At 41.6% G+C, this 22,950-nt stretch carries 23 protein-coding genes; all 23 read right to left on the bottom strand.

Going from position 1 to position 22,950, the window contains the following annotated elements; genetic code table 11:
• Window positions 1-39: 39 nt before the first annotated feature.
• The 23 genes from CSV79_RS04895 to CSV79_RS05005 all read right to left on the bottom strand — a co-directional run bounded on the left by CSV79_RS04895 (window position 40) and on the right by CSV79_RS05005 (window position 22,819).
• A complete protein-coding gene (locus CSV79_RS04895; protein ID WP_099687922.1) occupies window positions 40-657 on the bottom strand; it encodes a TetR/AcrR family transcriptional regulator in 618 nt (205 codons plus the stop codon).
• Window positions 658-672: 15 nt separating this feature from the next.
• Window positions 673-1,812 (bottom strand): acyl-CoA dehydrogenase, encoded by a 1,140-nt coding sequence (locus CSV79_RS04900; RefSeq protein ID WP_099687923.1) that lies wholly within the window; start codon window positions 1,810-1,812, stop codon window positions 673-675.
• Between the two features lie 60 nt (window positions 1,813-1,872).
• Complete coding sequence (locus CSV79_RS04905; protein ID WP_099687924.1) at window positions 1,873-3,009, bottom strand: acyl-CoA dehydrogenase; 1,137 nt, start codon at window positions 3,007-3,009, stop codon at window positions 1,873-1,875.
• Window positions 3,010-3,041: 32 nt separating this feature from the next.
• The gene (locus tag CSV79_RS04910; RefSeq protein WP_099687925.1) at window positions 3,042-3,893 is read right to left on the bottom strand and encodes a 3-hydroxybutyryl-CoA dehydrogenase; all 852 of its coding nucleotides are present in this window, start codon (window positions 3,891-3,893) and stop codon (window positions 3,042-3,044) included.
• A gap of 15 nt (window positions 3,894-3,908) precedes the next feature.
• A complete protein-coding gene (locus CSV79_RS04915; RefSeq protein WP_099687926.1) occupies window positions 3,909-5,102 on the bottom strand; it encodes an acetyl-CoA C-acetyltransferase in 1,194 nt (397 codons plus the stop codon).
• A gap of 147 nt (window positions 5,103-5,249) precedes the next feature.
• The gene (locus CSV79_RS04920) at window positions 5,250-7,472 is read right to left on the bottom strand and encodes a (Fe-S)-binding protein (protein WP_099687927.1); all 2,223 of its coding nucleotides are present in this window, start codon (window positions 7,470-7,472) and stop codon (window positions 5,250-5,252) included.
• Between the two features lie 420 nt (window positions 7,473-7,892).
• Window positions 7,893-9,287 (bottom strand): ATP-binding protein, encoded by a 1,395-nt coding sequence (locus CSV79_RS04925; protein WP_158232466.1) that lies wholly within the window; start codon window positions 9,285-9,287, stop codon window positions 7,893-7,895.
• Between the two features lie 333 nt (window positions 9,288-9,620).
• On the bottom strand, window positions 9,621-10,271 hold the full coding sequence (locus CSV79_RS04930; protein ID WP_099687929.1) for a response regulator transcription factor: 651 nt from the start codon (window positions 10,269-10,271) through the stop codon (window positions 9,621-9,623).
• Entirely contained in the window at window positions 10,264-12,609 is a 2,346-nt protein-coding gene (locus CSV79_RS04935) for a sensor histidine kinase (RefSeq protein ID WP_099687930.1), read from the bottom strand. The genes CSV79_RS04930 and CSV79_RS04935 overlap by 8 nt, the downstream gene beginning before the upstream one ends.
• A gap of 45 nt (window positions 12,610-12,654) precedes the next feature.
• Window positions 12,655-12,816 (bottom strand): competence pheromone ComX, encoded by a 162-nt coding sequence (comX, locus tag CSV79_RS04940; RefSeq protein WP_099687931.1) that lies wholly within the window; start codon window positions 12,814-12,816, stop codon window positions 12,655-12,657.
• Entirely contained in the window at window positions 12,785-13,099 is a 315-nt protein-coding gene (locus tag CSV79_RS04945; RefSeq protein WP_099687932.1) for a polyprenyl synthetase family protein, read from the bottom strand. Before CSV79_RS04945 ends, comX begins: the two co-directional genes overlap by 32 nt.
• 16 nt (window positions 13,100-13,115) lie before the next feature.
• Window positions 13,116-13,514, bottom strand: a complete 399-nt coding sequence (locus tag CSV79_RS04950) for a hypothetical protein (RefSeq protein WP_099687933.1) — start codon at window positions 13,512-13,514, stop codon at window positions 13,116-13,118.
• A 248-nt stretch (window positions 13,515-13,762) separates the two neighbouring features.
• Complete coding sequence (locus tag CSV79_RS04955) at window positions 13,763-14,338, bottom strand: cob(I)yrinic acid a,c-diamide adenosyltransferase (protein ID WP_099687934.1); 576 nt, start codon at window positions 14,336-14,338, stop codon at window positions 13,763-13,765.
• Window position 14,339: 1 nt separating this feature from the next.
• Complete coding sequence (locus tag CSV79_RS04960) at window positions 14,340-14,717, bottom strand: bifunctional adenosylcobinamide kinase/adenosylcobinamide-phosphate guanylyltransferase (protein WP_158232468.1); 378 nt, start codon at window positions 14,715-14,717, stop codon at window positions 14,340-14,342.
• Window positions 14,669-15,262: a histidine phosphatase family protein gene (locus tag CSV79_RS04965; RefSeq protein WP_099687936.1), complete on the bottom strand. Its 594-nt coding sequence runs from the start codon at window positions 15,260-15,262 to the stop codon at window positions 14,669-14,671. Before CSV79_RS04965 ends, CSV79_RS04960 begins: the two co-directional genes overlap by 49 nt.
• Window positions 15,223-15,987: an adenosylcobinamide-GDP ribazoletransferase gene (locus tag CSV79_RS04970; RefSeq protein ID WP_099687937.1), complete on the bottom strand. Its 765-nt coding sequence runs from the start codon at window positions 15,985-15,987 to the stop codon at window positions 15,223-15,225. The genes CSV79_RS04965 and CSV79_RS04970 overlap by 40 nt, the downstream gene beginning before the upstream one ends.
• A 12-nt stretch (window positions 15,988-15,999) precedes the next feature.
• Window positions 16,000-16,818, bottom strand: coding sequence for a cobyric acid synthase (locus tag CSV79_RS04975; RefSeq protein ID WP_099687938.1), 819 nt, complete (start codon window positions 16,816-16,818; stop codon window positions 16,000-16,002).
• On the bottom strand, window positions 16,815-17,384 hold the full coding sequence (locus tag CSV79_RS04980) for a bifunctional adenosylcobinamide kinase/adenosylcobinamide-phosphate guanylyltransferase (protein ID WP_099687939.1): 570 nt from the start codon (window positions 17,382-17,384) through the stop codon (window positions 16,815-16,817). Before CSV79_RS04980 ends, CSV79_RS04975 begins: the two co-directional genes overlap by 4 nt.
• Window positions 17,366-18,439, bottom strand: a complete 1,074-nt coding sequence (cobD, locus tag CSV79_RS04985; RefSeq protein ID WP_099687940.1) for a threonine-phosphate decarboxylase CobD — start codon at window positions 18,437-18,439, stop codon at window positions 17,366-17,368. Before cobD ends, CSV79_RS04980 begins: the two co-directional genes overlap by 19 nt.
• On the bottom strand, window positions 18,426-19,379 hold the full coding sequence (cbiB, locus tag CSV79_RS04990) for an adenosylcobinamide-phosphate synthase CbiB (protein ID WP_099688028.1): 954 nt from the start codon (window positions 19,377-19,379) through the stop codon (window positions 18,426-18,428). Before cbiB ends, cobD begins: the two co-directional genes overlap by 14 nt.
• A complete protein-coding gene (locus tag CSV79_RS04995; protein ID WP_099687941.1) occupies window positions 19,379-20,851 on the bottom strand; it encodes an adenosylcobinamide amidohydrolase in 1,473 nt (490 codons plus the stop codon). The genes cbiB and CSV79_RS04995 overlap by 1 nt, the downstream gene beginning before the upstream one ends.
• 2 nt (window positions 20,852-20,853) lie before the next feature.
• The gene (locus tag CSV79_RS05000; protein ID WP_099687942.1) at window positions 20,854-21,846 is read right to left on the bottom strand and encodes a FecCD family ABC transporter permease; all 993 of its coding nucleotides are present in this window, start codon (window positions 21,844-21,846) and stop codon (window positions 20,854-20,856) included.
• Window positions 21,839-22,819 (bottom strand): ABC transporter substrate-binding protein, encoded by a 981-nt coding sequence (locus CSV79_RS05005; protein WP_099687943.1) that lies wholly within the window; start codon window positions 22,817-22,819, stop codon window positions 21,839-21,841. The genes CSV79_RS05000 and CSV79_RS05005 overlap by 8 nt, the downstream gene beginning before the upstream one ends.
• Window positions 22,820-22,950 lie beyond the last annotated feature (131 nt).

A 22,950-nucleotide genomic window follows, 5' to 3' on the forward strand; every position in this document is an offset into this window, starting at 1 on the left:
ACTACCGCCACGGAAATCTCGCGTGGCGGAGTCTATTGTTTATTTTGCTAGTCCATTAATGATTTGGTCTGTTTGCACTTGGATGTAACGCTCCAATGTATATTCTCTGCGCAGTGCCCATCTGCGGAATGACCACATTTGGCCTTGTACGAGAATATGATGCGCTGTTAAAGAGACCTCTTCCGGTCTAACACGTAAGTTGCCTGCTTCCATGCAACGTTGAATGATTGTTTCGAATTGTTGCACCATCTCAAGTTCTTTAGTTAACACATAGCTCAATGCTTCGCTTGGCAATGATTTCGACTCTTGATACATGACAAGGAATTCATCGGACATATCATCAATGACTTCAAAATAGTTGGCAATTGCCATGCGCAAGCCTTCTACCGTATTGTCATTTGTATCTAATTTAGCTAGTCGCACATTCACTTCATCATAAATATTGTCGCATACGAGATACAGCACATCTTCTTTCGTACGGATATACTCGTACAGCGTGCCAATACTGAAGCCCGCTTCCTTAGCAATTTCACGTGTAGTCGTGCGGTGGAAGCCTTTGTCGATGAATAATTTCACGGCACCACGACTAATTTGCTCGCGTCTTTTCCGAATCAATTCTTCATCTTTGACCGTGGACTTCACTTCATGCTTTGGCATGTCGTACACCTCCTGTTATTTCGTCAGCATACGAGAAATGACGAGACGCTGAATTTCTTGTGTTCCTTCGTAAATTTGCGTAATTTTCGCGTCACGCATATATCGTTCTACTGGATAATCTTTTGTATAGCCATAGCCCCCAAATATTTGAACAGCTTCTGTCGTTACTTTCATCGCTGTATCGCCAGCCATCAATTTCGCCATTGCTGACGCTTTGCCGTATGGTAGGTCATTAGATTCTAGCCACGCTGCCTGATACGTTAGTAAACGTGACGCTTCAATGGACGTAGCCATATCTGCCAACTTAAAGCTAACGCCTTGATTAGCAACGATTGGTTTGCCAAATTGTACACGTTCTTTCGAATACTCCACGGATGCGTCGAGCGCACCTTGTGCAATACCGACCGCTTGAGCAGCAATCCCGTTTCGCCCGCCATCCAGTGTCTTCATAGCGATGATGAAACCATCACCCTCTTCACCGAGAAGATTTTCTTTCGGCACGCGGCAATTATCAAGCACGACTTCTGTTGTAGGTGAAGAGCGAATCCCCAATTTCTTCTCTTTTTTACCTACAGAGAACCCTTCAAACGTGCTTTCAACGATAAATGCACTCGTCCCTTTATGTTTGGATTCAGGATCCGTAACAGCGAAGACAATATATGTGTCAGCAATTCCACCGTTCGTGATGAAAATTTTCGAGCCGTTTAGCACGTAGTCGTCACCATCAAGTTTTGCTGTAGTTTTCATGCCACCCGCATCTGAGCCAGAACCTCCTTCGGTTAGGCAGTATGCCCCCATTTTTGAGCCTTCAGCAAGCGGGCGTAAGTATTTTTGTTTTTGCTCTTCGTTGCCATATTTAAATAACGGCCAGCCAGCAAGTGACGTATGTGCAGACAGGACGACGCCGGTAGATGCACAAACTCTCGATAGCTCTTCTACTGCGATGACGTAAGCAAGATAGTCGCTGCCAATCCCCCCGTATTCTTCTGGCCAAGGAATACCCGTAAGTCCAAGTTCAGCCATTTTTCGGAAAATATCCATATCGAATGTTTCATCTTCGTCTCGTTGCGCTGCGGTTGGTGCTACTTCTTTCTGCGCAAAGTCCCTTACCATTTTACGGATCATTTCATGTTCTTCTGATAGTTTAAAGTCCATTATTTTCCCACCCCTTATATTTGTTTAATTAAGTTTTATCCCAATTGCTTTGATTAAGCATCAGTTAGTCACGTGTTTCGCTATGACGACTCGTTGAATTTCGCTGGTGCCTTCATAAATTTGGCAGACCTTGGCATCACGGAAGTAACGTTCTACCGGATAGTCTTTCGTGTAACCATAGCCGCCGAACACTTGGACAGCTTCAATAGAGTTATCTACTGCTGCTTGTGCGGCAAAAAGTTTAGCCATGGAAGCTTCTTTAGCACATGGTTTGTTTTCCGAGCGAAGCCACGAAGCTCTATACACTAGTAGTCTCGCAGCTTCTGTTGCAGTAGCCATATCCGCCAGTTTAAAACCGACGCCTTGATTACTAGCAATTGGTTTACCGAATTGTTCACGCTCTTTTGCATAATTTACAGCAGCATCTAGTGAAGCCTCTGCAATGCCAAGCGCTTGGGCAGCGATACCGATTCTTCCGACATCTAAGTTAGCCATCGCAATTTTAAAGCCTTGGCCTTCTTCACCAAGTCTATTTCCAACCGGTATTTTCATATTATCAAAAGTTAACTCAACTGTACGCGAACCGTGCAAGCCCATTTTCTTTTCGTCTTTACCAATCACGAGTCCTGGCGTGTTTTTCTCGACAATGAAAGCGGTAATGCCGTATGTTCCTTTTTCCGGTGCAGTGTTGGCAAAAACAATATAGACATCCGCTTCTCCACCGTTCGTGATAAACATTTTGGATCCGTTAATGATATACTCATCATCCACACGTTTTGCTTTTGTCTTTAAGGAGCCAGCGTCTGATCCAGAGGAAGCTTCTGTTAGACAGAACGCACCTAAATACTCACCTGATGCCATTTTAGGTAAGTAGCGATTCTTTTGTTCTTCATTGCCGAAGTAGAGGATTGGATTCATTCCAACAGAAGTGTGGACAGATAATATGACACCTACGACGGCGCTTACTTTAGATAACTCATGGATGGCAATGATGTATGATACAAAGTCCATTTCAGAACCACCATATTGTTCAGGCGCTGTAATTCCCATCAATCCAAGCTCACCCATTTTTTCTACCAGTTCGCGAGGAAATTCTCCCTCTTCCATTCGCGGAATCCATGGCTCGATTTCCTTTTTCGCAAAATCACGAACCATTTGACGCATCATTTGTTGTTCTTCTGAAAATGTATAATCCATCTTCCTCACCTCTAACTTTCGGATTAATCCATTCACTCGTACGTGTAAAAACCTTTACCCGTCTTTTTACCATACCAACCCGCTTTGACGTATTTACGTAATAACGGACATGGACGATATTTAGAATCTCCAAATCCTTCGTAAAGTGTTTCCATGATGTAGAGGCATGTATCCAAACCAATGAAGTCTGCCAATTGCAGCGGTCCCATCGGGTGATTCATACCCATCTTCATGACGTCGTCAATTGCTTCTTTTGTCGCTACCCCTTCATACAATGTAAAGATTGCTTCATTGATCATCGGCATCAAGATGCGATTCGCGACAAAGCCTGGATAGTCATTTACTTCGACTGGTGTTTTACTTAATTTCTTCGTCATTTCTTCGACTGCTTCATACACTTCATCGTCTGTTGCGAGACCACGAATAATTTCCACGAGTTTCATGGCAGGTACAGGGTTCATAAAGTGCATACCAATCACTTTTCCAGGACGCTTGGTAGCTGCGCCAATTTCCGTGATAGGCAAAGAAGAAGTATTCGTTGCCAAAATCGTATGAGCGGGTGTGATTTCATCTAGCTCTGCGAAGATTTTTGTCTTTACCGACATATTTTCAACAGCCGCTTCAATAACGATATCTGCCGTTTTTGCATGTTGTAGATCAGTTGACTTCGTAAAACGACCGAGGACTTCTTGCATTTCATCCTCTGTCATTCTCCCTTTTTCCACATTGCGGTTCAAGTTTTTCTTAATTACTTGGAAACCGCGGTCGTATGCTTCTTCATTGATGTCATGGAGCGTTACTTGATAGCCTGCTTGTGCACAAACTTGGGCGATCCCTCCGCCCATTTGGCCTGCACCAATTACAAATACGTGCTCAATTGTCATGTAGAACACCTCCGATTAGTTCGTTTTTGGTACTTCAATCATAATTCCATCGCCTTGGCCGCCACCTGAACAGATTGCCGCAATACCAATTCCACCGCCACGGCGTTTTAGTTCATTCGCTAGTGTCAGTACAACACGTGCCCCACTTGCACCAATTGGATGACCTAGTGCAACAGCACCACCGTTAACGTTGACTTTTTCTTCATCCAGTCCAGCAATTTGTGAGCTAACAAGAGCTACTACTGCGAACGCTTCATTGATCTCAAATAAATCAATGTCTTCAATCGTTTTTCCTGTTTTTTTCAGTAATGCATTGATGACATGTCCTGGAGTCTCAGGGAATCGTTCAGGTTCGATAGCTATTTCAGCATGCCCTAAAATGACAGCAAGTGGTTCTTTACCTTGCTTCTTTGCTTCTTCTTCACTCATCAACACGACTGCACACGCTCCGTCATTCACACCAGGTGCGTTACCCGCTGTTACCGTTCCATCTTTACCGAACGCCGGACGCAGTTTAGCAAGCGCTTCTAGAGAGCTCCCTCTACGCGGACCTTCGTCTTCTGTTACGACGACTGGCTCTCCTTTACGTTGCGGAATGCTGACGCCCACGATTTCTTCAGCGAATACCCCGTTATCTATCGCTGCTAAAGCAAGTTCATGACTGCGTAATGACCATTGATCCTGCGTTTCACGACTCAATGAAAAGCCAGACGCTGTGCTGTTTCCGTATGTTCCCATATGGACACAGTCTGGTGAGAATGAACAAGAAAGTCCGTCGAAGATCATGCCGTCAACTAGCTTGCTATCGCCCATTCGTAGACCTGAACGTGCACCTGGCACATAGTAAGGTGCGTTAGACATAGACTCCATGCCGCCAGCTACAATTACTTTTTCGTCACCTAATCGAATCAATTGATCACCTAGTGTGATACTGCGCATGCCTGAAGCACATACTTTGTTAATTGTTTCTGTTTTGACACTGAAAGGAATTCCACCTTTTGTCGCTGCTTGTCTAGAAGGAATTTGACCCTGTCCTGCTTGTAGTACAGTTCCCATAATTACTTCTCCAACTTGATCCCCTTGAATGCCTGAACGCTTAAGTGCTTCTTTTATGGCGATACCACCTAAGTCACTAGCCGTTTGTGATTGTAATACGCCACCTAATTTACCAAATGGCGTTCTTGCACCTTGTACTATAACTGTCCTCATAAATATATACCTCCTATTCTTCATTGACTGAACGCTCGCTCAGCTTAGAGTTAATAAATCGGAGGGACAAAGTCCCTCCGATTTATTATTTTGTTAGCGTTTTAGATACTCTAATTGTACGTTATTACCTTGGTATTCGCAATAATTTTAATTATGTGTTTCGTCGTTCGTTTTCGGTGTTTCATCCGCTATTTCAGCAGTCGCAGCCATTTCTACTTCCGCTTCTCTTTCTTCTAGTTCTTCAATAGCTTTTGGTTCAAGTTGCTGTTCTCCGAAAATAGAGCGTTCAAGTAATTCAGCAATATCGTACGTGCCGACTTGATCCTCCACTTCCACAGCTTTCGTTCCGTCAGATAACATCGTTAAACAATACGGACAACCTGATGAAATGATACCAGGGCTAACTTCTAGCGCTTGCTCCGTACGTGCGACGTTGACACGTTGACCGGTATCTTCTTCCATCCACATCATACCGCCACCTGCTCCACAGCACATGCCGTCTTGTCGGTTACGTTCCATTTCTACCAACTGTACGCCTGGGATCGCTTTAAGGATTTCTCTCGGCTGATCGTAGACGTCATTATAGCGGCCTAAGTAACAAGAGTCATGGAATGTGATTACTTCGTCGATTGCATATTTCGGTTCTAGTTTACCGGACATGACAAGTTCATAGAGTAGCTCAGTATGGTGTTTGACTATTGCTTGCAATCCGAAATCAGGATACTCGTTTTTAAAAATATTGTATGCGTGCGGATCGATTGTCACGATCTTCGAGACGTTCGCTTTTTCAAACTCTGCGATATTAGCAGTCGCTAGTTCTTGGAATAAGAATTCATTTCCTAAACGACGTGGTGTATCTCCTGAGTTTTTCTCTTTATTACCTAGAATCGCAAAGCTTACTCCTGCTTCGTTCAATAGATGAGCGAAGGACAATGCAATTTTCTGAGAACGGTTGTCAAAAGCACCCATTGAACCGACCCATAGTAAGTATTCGAAGTCTTCCCCTGCTTTTTTCGCTTCTTTCACTGTTGGGATGTGTAATTCAGGACGCGTATCTCTCCAGTTCTCTTTCTCTTTTCGGTTAAGACCCCACGGATTTCCTTGACGCTCGATGTTCGTCATCGCGCGCTGTGCATCCGCATCCATTTTCCCTTCCGTCATTACTAAGTAGCGACGAAGGTCAATAATCTTATCAACGTGCTCATTCATTACGGGACATTGATCCTCACAGTTACGGCATGTCGTACAAGCCCAAATTTCTTCTTCTGTAATAACATCGCCAATCAATGAAGGATTGTATAATTCATCCATTGTCATGCCTTCTGCGGTTGCAGCAAGCGCCAATTGATTACCTTGTGTTTGATTGAACATCAATTGTGGTACCCACGGTTTCTGCTTCGTCATGACAGCGCCAGTATTCGTCAAGTGATCACGTAATTTCGTAATTAAGTCCATCGGTGACAGCATTTTTCCTGTTCCGGCTGCAGGACACATATTTGTACAACGTCCACATTCGACACATGCGTAGAAGTCGATCATTTGTGCTTGTGTGAAGTCCGTAATTTTCCCTACGCCAAGCGGCGGCATGTTTTCTTCATCTTCAATTTCTTCCAACGCTTCAAAATCAATAGGCTTCAAGCGGCCTGCATGATCGAGACGGTGGAAATAAACGTTTGCTGGACCAGCGATTAAGTGCGCGTGCTTGGATTGCGGTACATACACTAAGAACGTCAGCAATGTCAGTAAGTGTACCCACCAGCTAACGAAGAAAATTGTGATAGCAACGCCTTGCGGAACACCTGCAAATACAGCTGCGATTATAGATGCCATCGGTTCCGTCCAAGTCGTACCTTCATTATGCCAAATCATGCTCGCTCCATTTGCGACAAGTGTAGATATCATTAGTGCACCAATGAAAATAAGTACTAAACCTGATTTCCAACCGCGCTTTAAACGCACTAGTTTCTCAACATAGCGACGATAGAACGCCCAAACGACCGCAACTAAAATTAAAAATACGACAATCTCCTGGAAAAACGTAAATGCCGGATACAATGGGCCAAGAGGCAAATGTGTTCCAGGTTTTAGACCTTTCCAGATTAAATCGATTGCTCCAAATTGAACAAGTAAAAATCCATAGAAAAATAGGACGTGGATTGCCCCACTCTTTTTATCTTTCAATAATTTCTTTTGTCCAAATACATAGACCCAAATTTTCGTCAGTCGTTCTTTAACATTATGATCAAAGTCTTCTTTTCTTCCTAATCGAATAAATTCATAACGAGTTTTTAATAGGTATAAGAATAGTCCAACACCGTATACAACAACTGCTAGGAATAATATCCAGTTCGCGATAAGTAGCAAATTCATCCCTTTCTCCCCCTTTTAAACCTTTCGTAAGGCTCCCCTTTTTTAAGCGTTTACATATGTAATCTAAGTATAGTGTAATAATGAGTGGTTGTTCAGTCAACTGTTATTTACTGTTTATCTCATAATTATCAACTTTCTTTTTGTTCAAAAAAATGCACATTGCCTAATTGTTGATTTTCTCTTTTGGAATAAACAGCATATTACATGTTCAATTAAAAAATTTGGAGGCTGGGACATTACTAGAAAATAGTCCGTTCCCCTGCGCTTCAATAGGCACGCTTGAGCCTCCCCGTCGCTGCCGCTCCTGTATATTAAAAAAGATACGTTTTTAAATACGTAGTCAAAAAGAAAATGCATGGAGGCGAATTTATCCTTCATGCATTTTCAAGGTTTTGTCCCAGCCTTTTATCTTTCGTATACTTATGATTTTATTTCTAATAAACTACTATCGATTCGCGGAAAGCTCAGCTGGAATACAGAGCCCTTTCCTTCTTCACTCATAACGGAAATCGTTCCCCCGTATTCAGTTATCATTTTTTTAACAAATGGAAGGCCAAGACCTGTACCTCCCTCTTTTCCAGAAGTAAATGGCAAGAAAATCTTTTCTAGCATATCTTCACTCATGCCAATACCTGTATCTGAAATACAGATATTCACTATATTATCAGTTGATTCACAAACTTGAACACCTAACGTACCTTCAGGCTCCAATGCTTCCATCGCATTTTTCAGCAAATTCACAAGTACTTGCTTAATACGTTTGGGATTGGCTTTGATTAGAACCGGCTCAGTCACAAGCATTTGGTTTACTAAATTAATTTGATCTAACAACGCTTTTGGTCTTAGTAAAAGCAAAACTTCTTCTACTAACACAGAAAGTGAAAATATCGTTACTTCATCCACCACTGGTTTTGAAAGTGAAAGCATTTCGTCTAGAATACTGTTCATATGTTTAACTTCTTCCTGAATCACCTTTACATATTTTTGAGCATTTCCTATCACTTCATGCTCAAGTAGTTGAAGAAAGCCCTGTAGTGTTGTCATAGGATTTCGAACTTCGTGCGCAATGCTTGCCGCAATCTCTCCAGTCGTCGACAATTGATCGGAGCGGGCTAATAAATCCAGAAGTTGCTCTTGTTCGGTTATGTCTACTACTCTCAAGATGAACATTTCAGTTTCGGGATCAAGCTGCATTATTAAATTGTAATACGTAGTTTCCCCCAACAATCGATGTACAACTTTCGTTTGTGAAAATGCTTCATTCTTAGCGCGAAGAAAATAATCAGCAATACAGAAATTCCCATCTAACTGGAAACCTTCTAAAAATGTTTTCAAATGAATACTATTACTGTTAGACGGAAAATGGTATTTGTTCTGGAATGCATCGTTCACCGATACAAAAAAGCCCCATTCATTCATAATTGCCGACGGAGTGTTGCATGTAAAGAAAGCATTTTCAAATATTTGACTCCATGACTCTTGTTGTTCATATAAATTTACAGTAATAATCACCTTTTTACTGTCCGACTTGCATATCACACAACAAGGTGCATTACGCCCATCTGATATTATTAAATTTCCAATTAAAGATTCCCGGACGATCGTTTGAAGATGTTGATTACTTTCAAGAACGATTTGTATTTTTTTATATAGTAAGTCATCAAATATTTCGGAAATATGGGTTGGCTGCCCTTTTTCATTCACCATATTTTTTAAAGCGTTTGTCATTCCAAGTATTTCGCCATCCTTACTGATGATTAGTTTATTTAGAGAACTTTCAAGATATTTATTGATATCCAGCGCTTTCATCACCATACCATGACCCCCTTCACTAAACATCCAAGAAATTTCATTTATTATTTCCTTATATAGAAAAAAGTTTCATATTCGTTTCAATTATGTAATACTATTGATACCCCTACTAACGGAAGGCCAGAATAAATCAAATACAATACTACTTTCCATTATACTGGCGCTTGGTATTTGTACACACCATCTCTCTTATACTATTATTTTCACATAGACCTTATCAAATTTCACCGTAAATCAACTTGCGGTTTTCCGAAGTGTTCCTAGGGACATGGGATTTTTGAAGGCAGAATAAAGTAAAAGAAGCTGACAATGATATGCCAGCTTCTTTTACTTTATTCATGATTTAACTGTCTGTCGTGACAACAAACCAAACTCTTTCGCCTTTAATAATGCCTCTGTCCTTGAGCTAACCCCAAGTTTCGAAAAGATCTTGGTTAGATGGTATTCAATAGTCCTTTGACTTACTGACAAATCAATTGCAATTACCTTGTTTGTCAGACCTTTAGAAACCCCTGCTAATACTTCTTGTTCTTTGCTTGATAACGTCATGTTACCTAAATTAGTAGTTGAAGGTTCAGAATCCACTCTTCTCAGTTGTTTTAATAACTGAAAGGAAATCACCGCTTCTTCCCTTATTCCACATCTGATTGCGGTGATCAACTGTTCTTGTGTGGCGGTCTTACTGATAAACCCCTTAACCCCGGCTTCAATTAATAAATTATAATGCGAAACTAGATCAAAACCAGTATAAATAAGAATAGTGGCATCTGGATCAACGTGTAAAATCATTTTTGTAAGCTCTATACCATTTATTTTCGGCATGTATAAGTCTATTAGATAAATCTCATAACGATTTTCATTAATCGCATCTAAAACTTTATCAACATCAGTAATGACAGTAGCTTTCATATCTTCTTCTTGTTCTATAAGAGCCGCAGTTCCTTGTCCGACAGCAGGATGATCATCGACAATTAATACATTAATCATTCGCGGTCCCTCCTATTTTTATCTCGATGAATACTTGCGTTCCTTTTCCTGGAGCAGAGGTAATATCAATCATGCCATCTATACTCTTAATCCGCTCTTTCATCCCGAAAATACCCATTGTTTTAAAAGAGTCCTGTAACCGCGTCATATCGAATCCCTTCCCATTATCACTGTATACCAAGGTTACTAGTTGATTAGTCTGTTGCAGTGATAGTTCGACTTCAGTGGCTAGGGAATGTTTTGATGCATTGTTTAAAAGTTCTTGTACCACTCGATACAAGATTAATTCATATTCTTTATCCAGTTGAATAATTGATTGATCCAATTCCGTTTTTAAAATAAAATCACAGCGAAGTTTTGTCTGATCGATTAAATTTTGAATGGATTGAATAATTCCTAATTCATTTAAAAACGGTGGCCGAAGTTCATTACACGTTTCTCTAATTAAGTGAATACTGTCCAGTACCTTTTCTGTAAGCTCCGTCAATTCATTTTTAATCGCCGGATCTTCAACATCCCCTTTTATCTTTTCAACATCTCTTAAAAGTTGTAATTGTTCCTGAAGTACTGAATCATGTAAGTCAATTGATAAATTCGCTCTTTCCTTTTCGGATAAGGAAAATAATAATCTTGATAGCCAATAAGGATAATTTGGGTTTGTTAGTTGGGTTTCCGCTTTATAGTCCTCAATTTTTTCAAAAAGACCTTCGATTAATTGAAAGTTTTCAAGAAGAATGCTGGAAAAGTACGCTAATGATTCAAGCCAAATTCTTTCCTGGATATTCAAGTTGGCTTTTGATCTCTTCATACCGAAAAATATGATATGTATATGATCGCTGCCTTCCCCAATAACGATTCCGAATCCACCCCATACTTCAATCAAAGAACCAGTACCGAGATTATCCCACTTTACTTTTTCTAGCTCCCCAATAAAGGAGTTCCCACATTTATTTTCATCAGTTGCTAGTGTCCATTTTTCCCCGTCCTTCACTTTCACCATCTCTATATAGAATACATCCCTTACCTTTAGCACATTTTTAATTTCATTTTGAAGACTAGTAATCAAACTACTTACCTTTGTTTCATGCATCGCCTTTTGGACAAACATGTATAAGTTAGCCTCATAGTGTCCTTTTTTCGAGAATAAGCGATGGCTGAAATAATAATCTACGTATTCTTTTATGTACAAAAACAGAATGGTACATGTAAACAAAACGGAAAATAGAATAAGAGTTGCGCTCGAAAGAAAGTTAACCTTCAGAATAAAGGTTAACAATAGTGCCAGACTACTTGCGAATGGAAAAGAAAGAAAAGAATAATAACGTAACCTATTCAACAAAAACTCAATATCAAATAACTTTTCTGCCAGTTGTAAATAAACAAAAGCAATCGGGATGATGAGTAAGAAGATTGCTGTTATTTCAGCAGATACAAGTGCCTTACTAAAAAAAATAGTGGGAATTACATATAAACTAACAAATGGAAGTAATGATGAAAATATTGTGGTCCCAAGAATTTTCAAAACATTACTCGCTTCAGAACTTTTGTGTTTTATATAAAATCGAATAATAAGATACAGTAAATATACTAGTAATAACAAGAAGAATAGTAACTCAATAGCTATCGTGGTGAAATTTATTTCGGGAAAAATAGTACTGCTAATGACTAATGAAATAACAATAAAATAGATAATATACAATATATTTAATGATCTATTTCTTATAAACACTAAATCGAATCTTATTAAATAGCTTTTTAGAAAGTGGGCATATAATAGTAAGGTACCCTGTAATGTTATAATGTTTACAATTCTTCCTATAGTGTCTCCTCTAGCAGAAACAGATGCGCTTAAGTAGCTAACACCTATTGTTAATAAAAAATAGATGAGGATCACCGCTGATTTGTCAGATTTCATTCTACTATATAGAAAAATACTTAATAGTATTGTCGTAAGAGTAAATACAAGCGGCAGAAACAAGTAGAGTACATATTGTCCGTTTGTGTCAGCGTAAGCGATGGAATATGTACTTTCACCCAAGTCCTGATCTTTAATCGTTATGGACCTTGCCATTTCTACCCTGTTAAACTTAGCTACAGTAGTATGATGCTCTGGCTTTTTACCATCAACAAGTTCTACAATATCTCCTTCTTCTATCGATTGACTCGATGCCCATCCATTTTTAACTATTCTTTCTACTATCCACTGGTCAGTAGTTGACTTCACTTCCATGCCGACTAGTGGGAATTTTAAGATAATCGTAGTTAAATAAACGGTTATCATTATAGCGAATATTATTGACAGCAAGCAATATGTGGTAAATTTAAATGACTTTATCATGTTAACTCCTTAAAAACGCAAGGATTACTATTCCGGTTCAAACTTTCATCTCCAGTAATAAGCCGTTTGTGTAATTTGTCCTTCGAAGAATACTTCCATAATAGCCTTTAATTCTTCTGGGCTAACTCCAACTAAGCTTGCCGTTCCGTCTTTTACTTTGCCTAACACATCAGCATTATTGATTAAAAACTGAATAATATCTTGCATCTTTTGCTCCCCCTTCTACCTGGTCTGAGTAATATTTATGAATAAAACTAAGATCTTTATCCTTGTAATTCAACAAATATAGGATAGGAAGACTGAACTTTTTATTAAGTAGGTCATTCTTTTCATTCCACGTTTTTATATCTGCTAAATCATTCGTAATTTGTCCTATAAGACCGATGTAATTAGAATAGGTTTCTATTTCAACTGGATAGTCTTCAGTTGCCAATACTGAACCCACTATACAAGAGAGGGCAACCAACGAACCAGACTTCTCGATTGTCATCTGTATGTAATCCGCTTCATTCCGACAAAATAGAGATACCTTGTTCTTTATTCTTGAAACGAGTATTTCTAATAACACTTATACACAAAAAAAGTAATGCCGTTGTTGCATTTAACGCTACATTAGGTTCCATTGACCATGGTTTGTCTTTACAATCGTCATCTTCAAAATCATCTAAAATATCGAAGGATAGTATTAACATTTCTACTGCGGCTGCAACCGAGTAAATTTCTTCAGTTTTTGTTCCATTGAACATGTTGTAATGCAAAATAAGCAACTCTCCAAAAGGGAACCCCCTATTAGATTGATAATCAACATACCTCACTAACTGTTCTTTCAATTCATGTTGTTTAATTTGCTCTTTGATCATATAGTATAGTGATTTTCTTATCATTTCAGAATTAATGGAACCCAATTGCTTACCCCTTACATGTTACCTAAGTAAATTCCTATCTTGCATATTCTTCATTGTATCCTAATTCCCCCAAACTTTCACTGTCATATAAAATTCTAGTAACGGAGGTTTATCAATGGATTGTATGAAAGTGCTGATGCGATCATAGAACACGGGTGGACGCTCATAGAACATGTATAAAACGTTCACTGTAACGGATTCCAATAAAAAAAGGCTTAGGATAACTTCCCTAAGCCTTTTTTTGGCATTCATTTCTTATTATCTGTACGGAATACCTTTGCACTACGAACATATTCATTATCCGCAATACCTAGACGTGCATTGACAATACGAGCTGCAACGAATAAATAATCCGACAGTCGGTTTAAATAGCGCTGAACGACTGGTGAAACATCGTCTGCTGCATTCATCAACGTTACAGTCACTCGCTCTGCGCGGCGTGTAATCGTGCGTGCGATGTGCAATGTCGCAGCTGCAGGTGAACCGCCTGGTAAGATAAAGCGTTCAAGCGCAGGTGCTTCTTCCATCAACTTGTCGATTCGCTCTTCAAGTACTGTTATGGGAGCATCATCCAACTTATAGTGACGTTCTTTCATAACATTTGCCAAATCGCCACCGCCATCAAATAATTCATTCTGGATAGCTTCTAGATCTGTCAAAATATCCGCAAACTTATCTGCTTCTAATTCTGTCATCGCTTTTCCAATAAATGAATTTAGTTCATCAATCGTACCATAAGCTTCTACGCGCAAATCATCTTTCGCAACGCGTCCACCAATCAAGCTCGTCTGACCCTTATCGCCTGTCTTTGTATAAATTTTCATCTCACTTCACTCCTTTGATTTTTTGGGGAATTCCATACCAAACTCTCGTAATCTCTGTCGCTTGTTCAAATAAAAACTGATAGAGCCGTCCACATCGATCGCGCAGTTCGCGTTGCTCCGCTTCAAACGGTACGATTCCGCGACCGACTTCCGTCAAGACGAAGATTGTGTCGGGTGTCATTACATCGCGCACAGCTTGTAAACTTTGCGCTTCATCCATCTTTGTTTGCCTAAGCCAGTCAAGCAAGCCAACTATGACTAATCGCTCGTCAGATGCCGCTGCTGTTTCCATTGTACAAAATTGTACCGGCTGATCGCCAACTAAGCGCCTTACATACTCCGTTTTGCCGTTATAGGCACCTCCGATAATGACATGCATTGCGCCCGCTCCTTCCGTTGTTGTTCGTCTGCCCACTCGAATTGCCAAACCGACCCATTGTCTATTTTCCATTCCCAAAACGGGCGTGAATCCGTAGCAAATGTATCTAGTAGTAAACGAATAACTCCACCATGCGTTACGACGACTGCATCATTTGGTAAAGCTTCCAACACATCAAGTACTCGTAACTTCACTTGTTGCAACGTTTCACCATTACGCGGTGCTACTTGCCATGGATCATCCAGCCAGTTGCGGTAGTCGGGATCATCCTTTAACTCTTCATACGTTTGCTCTTCGAAATCCCCAAAATGACACTCTCGCAAACGCGAATCTTCAATATAACTTGCATCTGGAAAATAGATCTTTGCCGTCTGACGCGTTCTAATCAAATCGCTACCATAGACTTTTTCTACAACGACCGGAAATTCAATTGCTTCCCCTGCCATTTGAGCCAATTCACTATTTGTCCAACCGCAATATTGCCGTTTTTCATTGGCCACGGTCTTTAGATGACGAATGAAAAATAGACGATAAGGACGAGCCATAATAGCACCTCCATTCCTTCAATGAATGCACCGCATAAATCACCTGTTACACCACCGAAGTGTTTGACCGAAAAGCGACGATAGAGCCAGATTGCGAAAACCATCACACATACCATGATAGCGATTAGCAGAACGGACTTATACAAAATGCCTAGCGCGATGATGGTAAGCAGACTGATGACACTAACTGCCCCAAGCATCCGCGCACGTAAAAAGTGTTGCTTAAAAAAATATGCGATACCGCTTTGTTTCGCCGTGTTTGTTAGTGTGAAATAATAGACTACTGCAGCACGGGACAGTATAGGTATCGCGACAAGTAACACCCAACTATGCGGCAGTGTTAAAATTTCGATAAACAAACCAATTTTCAACCCTAACAAAATAAGCAACGACAATGTTCCGAATGCTCCAAGTCTCGGATCATCCATAATCGCCATACGCTTTTCACGTTCTTGATAAGAGAAAAAAGCATCGCCAAGATCCGCAAATCCATCCACATGCAAGCCACCCGTCGCAATCAACCCGACAAGTACAATCAGCATCGCTGCAAGGAAACTGTTAAACTCTACAGTTACATACGCTGTTCCCGCCAGCAACAAGCCAATCCCTCCGCCAATAATAGGGAGCGCGATATACATGCCGGACACTTCTTTTTTGCCAAGCGGTAATTCTTTACGAACAGGTAATGAAGTGAAAAATTGGAGCGCCAATAAAATGCTATTCATCTTCTCGCTCCTTTACGCCAAAATAGACTCAATCAATGGCCAATTTAGATGTTTCTTTACGTGATTTGCCCATTGTTCATAAACATCCACTCCGTCAGCCGCGGGTTCCGTCTTGCGTTCCACATCTTCTTCCGGAATGCCATGCTGTTCGAGAACCGGTATGACACCTGCCACTGGAATGCCTGTATAGCGTTCGATAAATTCTACTCCATCTTGAAAAAATGCTATATCGCCATAAAATTTATTAATAATAATGGCTTTCACGCGCCGTCGCCTTTCCGGAGACAATAATTGCAATGTGCCAACGATGGATGCAAACGCCCCACCTTTAGAAATATCTGCAACTAACAATGCAGGAACGTCCGCAAGTTCTGCCACGCGCATATTCGTTAGTTCCCGATCCATCAAATTTACTTCCGCGGTACTGCCGGCCCCTTCCATAATGACCGTTTCGTATTGCTCTGAAAGCGTATGTAAAGATTGCGTAATCGTGTCGAGTCCTTTTTCGTATAATTGCTCACGGATTTCCTGGCCACCGACTGTTATGAAAGGCTCTCCTAAAAATAAAACTTCCGACTGTAATCCCTCTTTCGATTTCAATAAAATGGGATTCATTTCCGCAATCGGCTTTGTCCGTGCAGCTTGTGCTTGTTGAAACTGTGAGCGACTGATTTCACGGCCATTTGGGAGAGTCACTGAAAAGCCAGACATATTTTGTGATTTGAAAGGTGCCACTTTGACTCCTTCATTGGAAAGAATTCGGCATAACGCATTGCAAATCATCGTCTTGCCTACATCGGAAGCCGTTCCAACAACGATTAATCCATTCATAGTGGATCTCCTTTCCAAACGATCGGCAAGCCGTGATCCATTTCAATTGCTACGTCACACTGTTGAACAAGTTTTTGATGCAGTATACCGAGCGTTTTGCGATACAATTGCGTTTCCTGCCCATGCTCCGGCCAGTCGTCTAACACTTCATTTGAAACGATAACTAATGAAGTGACGCGTTCACTAATTTGCTTAATTGTACGCAGTAATTGCTCCGTTTTCCCCTCTAAACAACCAGGACGTTGCCAACAAGGATTGCCAGCTTCATAGCCTTCATACAATTCATTCGCCAGCCATGTCGTCATACAATCCCATAGCACCAAGTCCCCTGCCTGTAAGAAAGGTAATACTTCGTGAATATTCAGCGGCTGTTCGATAGTTTCCCAGTGGTCCATTCTACGATCGAACTGATGCTTCGCGATGCGTTCTTTCATTTCCTGATCATACGCTACACCGGACGCGATATACACGAGGCGACCTGGTTGCGTAACGAGTAGTTGTTCCGCATACGTACTTTTCCCACTGCGCGCACCGCCACTAATGAACGTTACTGTTCCTTGAACCAATTCGCCATCGCCTCCCGCAATGTATTCATCTGCTCAGCTGATTTCATACCCACTCGCAACCACCTACCATCCATGCCACGGAAGTTTTCCGAGTGACGCAAGACGATTCCTTGTGCTAGTAAATAGCGATACAATACTTTAGCATCTTGCTTCGGTGCAAAGATTAAATAATTCGCTACTGAATCAATGACTCGGCAATCATACGCACGTAAAAACGCGACCATCTTGGCACGCTCCGTTTGCGCATGATGAATAGCGGACTGACAATACTGTTGTTCCTTTAAACATAAAGCACCAATTTCAGCCGCCACCCCATTAACATGCCAATGAGAGGCTTGGCGTTTCACTGCTGAGGTTATTTCAGGATGCGCAACGATGTAACCTAATCGAATACTAGGAATCGCATACATTTTCGTCATTGAACGAACGACAATAACGTGTGGATACCGTTCTAGCTGATGAATGAATGACTGCTTTTCATCTACGAAATCAATGAATGCTTCATCCATGACTACTTCCGTTCCACTTTCTCCTGCCGCTCGCACGACGGTCAATAATTCATCCGATGAAGGTAAAATACCCGTTGGATTATTCGGTGTACATAAATAGAGGGCTGCTACTTTAGGTAACGCCTCCAAAATGTGCGCGATTGGCAATCGGAAATCATCCTCTTCCTTCGCTTGAATCGAAACAACTTCCGCTCCACTCGCTTCAAGCGTCGCACGATATTCAGAAAACGTCGGATCAATCAATAGCACTCGTTGCCCGCGATAACGTCCAGCTAGCAACGATAATAATTCTGCCGCACCATTTCCAACTAGCACACACTGCTCTTCCACTTGATGAAATTTCGAAGCTACAGCTCTAAACGGCTGACCATCCGGATCTGGATAACTTGTAATAGTAGACAATAAACCCGCCCATGCTTCTTTGACCGCTACTGGCGGGCCTGCTGGATTACAATTCTCACTGAAATCCAGAATCCTATCAGGGACAGGTATATTCATCGACTCATATAACCGCGCACTGTTCGCGCCATGTTCAGGCAATTGCATACATCCACACTCCTATCACCGTAAATACGAACCAGAAAATCCAGGACACCACTTGCATTTGTCTGCAAGAAGAATGAATATGAGATGCAGTTGCGATAACCGCAGGACCTAGCGTCGCCCGTTCGGACGTCACGCCACGATAGGTGTTTTTTCCACCCAATTGGATATTCAACTGCCAAGCCGTAGCTGCTTCTAAATAACCACTGTTCGGACTCATATGACGTTTTGCATCACGCAACCACCCACCAAATCGTTGCCCTAAAGGTAATCCCCCTTCATTTGGAGTGAATAAGACGAGTAACAAACCTGTAATCCTTGAAGGAATGATATTCAACAAGTCGTCCATTCGTGCAGACACTTTACCGAACTCACGATAGCGTTCATCTTTATAACCAACCATTGAATCCAGTGTATTAGCCGCTTTATATAGCCATAAGCCAGGTGCCCCAAAAAGAAATGCCCAAAATAATGGTGCAGTTATACCGTCCGACGTGTTTTCCGAAACCGTTTCAATCGCTGCTCGTGAAATGCCCGAAGCATCCAGTGTATCTGTATCTCTACCAACAATCCAGCTCAGTTTTTCACGTGCTTCTTTCAACTCTCCAGACTGCAACGGTTCATAAACAAGCATGGCCGCGTCTTTTAAACTTTTCTGCGCAAGCCCTGCCGCAATGAGTACTGCTTCAATTGCAATTCCAGCAAATAAATGAAGCCGATAAGACAAACTAACGAGCCAGATCACAAGCACAAAAGTCGTTCCACAAACAATAAGCCATAAAAACGCCCCTTTAACCGTGCGCATCTGACCCTTATTCAACAACTTCGTCAAATTCCCTATCGATGTGCCAATCCATTTAACAGGATGCGGCCAATTCGGAGGATCACCAATCAGTCGATCCAGCACCATACCGATTGCGATGGCGATAAAATGTGCCGGTATCACTGAAACTCCTCCTTCGCCTGACGATACGAATGAATCGCTTGCACCGTACATTCATAAACGCCTCGACCAATTAATTTACCTAGTTGCGTAATTGGACCTGCATATGGAATGTAATTGCCTTGTTGTGTAGATGCGATTAACAAACTGTCCGTTGACGTACCTGTCGCAATCGTGCCAGACTCTGGATCGAGCACTTTTTCATCTTGCAACGCTTTCGTTTTCGCTTCCGTCGCGGTAATCATTGCCTGAACGAATGCTTCCTCCGCCAGCGCTCCATTAATAAATACCCACGTATTGATCGTACCTACATACCAACTATCTTCACGTTGCCAAGATTTCGAGACATCCACCGCATTGCCGATACCCGCTGTTACCGCGATAACGATTGAGCCGAAATCCCCTTGGTACTCTTCCACTACTACATGCTCTGGGCTTACTGCTGTCATCATCGCAACTGTATCTGTCAGATGATAGCCATGCGACCGCAAATACTCCGTGTTCTCTTTTTGTACATCATCAATATTATAAGTAAAGTGAACGCCTCGATTGATAAACGTGCGATACCAACCCATTCCTGCATTATGTACAGCTGATGAGATCGTCTTCAGTGGTTGCTTTGCTTGCACTAATACATGATCTCCTTGCACCACGACATCTTCTTTTTTCACGCGGAACAACTGTGTCTCTTCTTGCAAATTAGGCAGCAACGTCATTTGTGGTTTCGGCAGTTCGGGATGGGGCTGTGTTTTCACACGCGCGTTGTAGACCGTTCGTATTTCTTGTTCCAACACGACATCTTGTGGTCGGCCGCTGATTGCCACTTCGCCCTGCCTTAATAAAAGTAGTCGATCACAATAAAGTGCAGCCAAATTAATATCATGGAACACCGAGATGACCGTGATCCCTTTTTGATGTGCTTGATTGCGAATCGTATCTAATAATTGTTGCTGATGCGCAATATCCAAGTGATTCGTCGGTTCATCTAATAATAATATCGGTGCTTCCTGGGCAAGAGCTTGTGCTACGAAAACCCGCTGTTGCTCACCGCCAGATAATAATTCAATGGGCGTATCGGCATAACGTGTAATTCCTGTATAATTCATCGCATCTTGCACTGCTTTCTCGTCTTGTTCTGACCAACTTGAAAACAGTCCTGTCTGATGCGGATACCTGCCAAGCCCCACCGTATCCTTGACGGTATGAGAAAATGCATGCGCGTGAAGCTGAGGCAGAACCGCTACTTTCCGTGCAAATTGCTTTTGCGTATAGGATGAAGCCGGTTTTCCATCTATCGTCACGGTACCGCTTTGTTTCGGCAAAATACCTGAAATAATTTTCAATAACGTGGACTTTCCGCTACCATTTGGCCCTAATATTCCAAGAACTTCACCTTTTTCCACGTGGAACGACACATTTCGCACGATTAGCTTCTTATCATACCCACCTGATACTTGATTCACCTGTAGCATATCTACATGGCCCCCTTCCTACGTTGCTTGTAAAAGATATAGGCAAAGACTGGAGCACCGATGAATGCCGTAATGACACCAACCGGTAATTCGGCCGGCGAAATAATCGTCCGAGCGACTAAATCGCAAATGATTAGTAATGCAGCTCCGTTACATAAAGACAACGGCAGCACATGTCGATGGTCGGACCCCCACATCATGCGTGTCATATGCGGAACGACTAAGCCAACAAAGCCAATTGTCCCCGAAACCGCCACCGCAGAACCCGTCAGGACAGAGCCGCCAATTAAAATTTGTAACTTACGACGCTTTACATTGACTCCTAAATGATGCGCGCGTTCTTCACCAAACAGCATCGCATTCAACTCCCTACGATTGAGCCACAGAATGAATGAACCGATAATGAAAAATGGCAACACCATCGTAATATAATTCCAACCGCGCATCGACACGCTTCCGAGTAACCAACCGACGATTTGACGTAACTCTTCTTGTGTCAATGCAATCATCAGCGATAAAACAGAGCCTAGAAATGAACCGAAAATAATACCTGTTAAAATAATCGTCTCCATTTTCATCGAACGATCGACTAGCCGAGCAAAGCCGATGACTAAGAACATCGTAGCCGCAGCACCGACCATACTAAATACAGGTAATGTGTACGCCCCTAAGACTGGTAAGGAGATACCAAAAAAGAGTGTAACCACAGCGCCTACAGAGGCACCGGATGACACTCCGAGGGTATATGGGTCAGCTAATGGGTTTTTCAGTAACCCTTGGAATGCGGCACCTGAAATCGCGAGTGATGCGCCAACAATTCCTGCCAGCAACACACGTGGCATGCGAATCTTCCACAAAATATTACTTGCTGTCGCGTCACTGTTACTCCATAGCGTCTCTATCGGTATCTTCACAGCACCAATCGATACACCGAGCCAGATTGCCACGAGTAACGTGGCAATTGACACAGCATAGGCGATCAAGGTTTTATTCACCAAAAACCTCTGGATAAATTGCTTTTGCAAAAACTTCTAGTCCGTCTGCTAAACGTGGACCTGTCCGGCTTGTGATATTTTCTTCAACTTGTACGACTCGATCCTCTTTCACTGCAGTAACTGTATCGAAACCGTCACGCTTTTTAATCTTTTCAATAATATCTGGTACGTAACTATACATGACTACGATCACGTCAGGGTTTTCATTAACGATTGTTTCAGGGCTAATCATGACCCAGCCATCTTCTGTTACGATGTTTTCTGCGTTAATCATATCGAGGTATTGCTGTGGAAATGTGTTTTTACCTGGTGTATAGATTTCCGGTACATCAGAGTTTTCAACGAATACACGTCTCTTGTCTGTAATCGTCGCTGCTTTTTCTTTAATTTCAGCAACTTTTGCTTGCATACCTTCTATGACTTGAGCCGCTTCTTCATTCTTGTCCATTACTTCGCCGATCATCTGAATCGCTTCATATGTTTCTTCAAAATTTCCTGCATTCGGTACGACAACGACAGGAATACCTGCTTCACGAATTTGGTTAATTCCCTCTTCGCTTGAGTCGAGCATCATTTCATGGGCAAAGACCACTTCTGGTTGCAATGAAATTACTTTTTCAACGTTAACAGTAAAGTTTCCAACTGTTTCTAGTTCTGCAACTTCAGCTGGGAAATCATCGTTTTCTGTAACTGCGATTACTTTGTCCCCTGCATCAATTGCAAATAAAGTTTCTGTGTTGCTTGGAAGTAATGAAATAACGGATTCTGGTGCTTTTTCAAACGTTATATCTTCTCCAGACGCGTCATTTAGCGTATACGGATACGTAGTGTCTTTTACCTCATCTGTAGTTGTTTCTTCAGATGTCTGATCTGAACTGTCCGGAGCTTCTTCTTTCTTCTTATCGTTGCCACAAGCTGCTAGTAGTAATACTGCGAGCATAGCTGTTAGCAACAGTTGCCAAAACTTCTTCATGTCATATCCTCCTAGTGTGTTTGTATTCCATTACGTCACTGCTGCACATACGAAAAAACCCTTCGATTGTTTCGAAGGATTAGGCAGGACGAAATCTATAGTAGATTCCCTCCGCTTTACCTATCCTCGTA

This window comes from Sporosarcina sp. P13 (genome assembly GCF_002743055.1).
In the GTDB taxonomy this organism is placed as follows: domain Bacteria; phylum Bacillota; class Bacilli; order Bacillales_A; family Planococcaceae; genus Sporosarcina.

Coding starts and splice junctions, on each gene's coding strand:
- CSV79_RS04960 (WP_158232468.1), bottom strand. CDS start 14,717: ATGCATGTCATTATCGGAGGTGCCTATAACGGCAAAACGGAGTATGTA.
- CSV79_RS04915 (WP_099687926.1), bottom strand. CDS start 5,102: ATGAGGACAGTTATAGTACAAGGTGCAAGAACGCCATTTGGTAAATTA.
- cobD (WP_099687940.1), bottom strand. CDS start 18,439: ATGCAATTGCCTGAACATGGCGCGAACAGTGCGCGGTTATATGAGTCG.
- CSV79_RS04930 (WP_099687929.1), bottom strand. CDS start 10,271: ATGATTAATGTATTAATTGTCGATGATCATCCTGCTGTCGGACAAGGA.
- CSV79_RS04900 (WP_099687923.1), bottom strand. CDS start 1,812: ATGGACTTTAAACTATCAGAAGAACATGAAATGATCCGTAAAATGGTA.
- CSV79_RS04905 (WP_099687924.1), bottom strand. CDS start 3,009: ATGGATTATACATTTTCAGAAGAACAACAAATGATGCGTCAAATGGTT.
- CSV79_RS04955 (WP_099687934.1), bottom strand. CDS start 14,338: ATGAAAATTTATACAAAGACAGGCGATAAGGGTCAGACGAGCTTGATT.
- CSV79_RS04935 (WP_099687930.1), bottom strand. CDS start 12,609: ATGATAAAGTCATTTAAATTTACCACATATTGCTTGCTGTCAATAATA.
- comX (WP_099687931.1), bottom strand. CDS start 12,816: ATGCAAGATATTATTCAGTTTTTAATCAATAATGCTGATGTGTTAGGC.
- CSV79_RS04995 (WP_099687941.1), bottom strand. CDS start 20,851: ATGCTACAGGTGAATCAAGTATCAGGTGGGTATGATAAGAAGCTAATC.
- CSV79_RS04895 (WP_099687922.1), bottom strand. CDS start 657: ATGCCAAAGCATGAAGTGAAGTCCACGGTCAAAGATGAAGAATTGATT.
- CSV79_RS04910 (WP_099687925.1), bottom strand. CDS start 3,893: ATGACAATTGAGCACGTATTTGTAATTGGTGCAGGCCAAATGGGCGGA.
- CSV79_RS04920 (WP_099687927.1), bottom strand. CDS start 7,472: ATGAATTTGCTACTTATCGCGAACTGGATATTATTCCTAGCAGTTGTT.
- CSV79_RS04945 (WP_099687932.1), bottom strand. CDS start 13,099: ATGACAATCGAGAAGTCTGGTTCGTTGGTTGCCCTCTCTTGTATAGTG.
- CSV79_RS04975 (WP_099687938.1), bottom strand. CDS start 16,818: ATGAATGGATTAATCGTTGTTGGAACGGCTTCCGATGTAGGCAAGACG.
- CSV79_RS05005 (WP_099687943.1), bottom strand. CDS start 22,819: ATGAAGAAGTTTTGGCAACTGTTGCTAACAGCTATGCTCGCAGTATTA.
- CSV79_RS04970 (WP_099687937.1), bottom strand. CDS start 15,987: ATGAATAGCATTTTATTGGCGCTCCAATTTTTCACTTCATTACCTGTT.
- CSV79_RS04965 (WP_099687936.1), bottom strand. CDS start 15,262: ATGGCTCGTCCTTATCGTCTATTTTTCATTCGTCATCTAAAGACCGTG.
- CSV79_RS04925 (WP_158232466.1), bottom strand. CDS start 9,287: ATGGTGATGAAAGCGCTGGATATCAATAAATATCTTGAAAGTTCTCTA.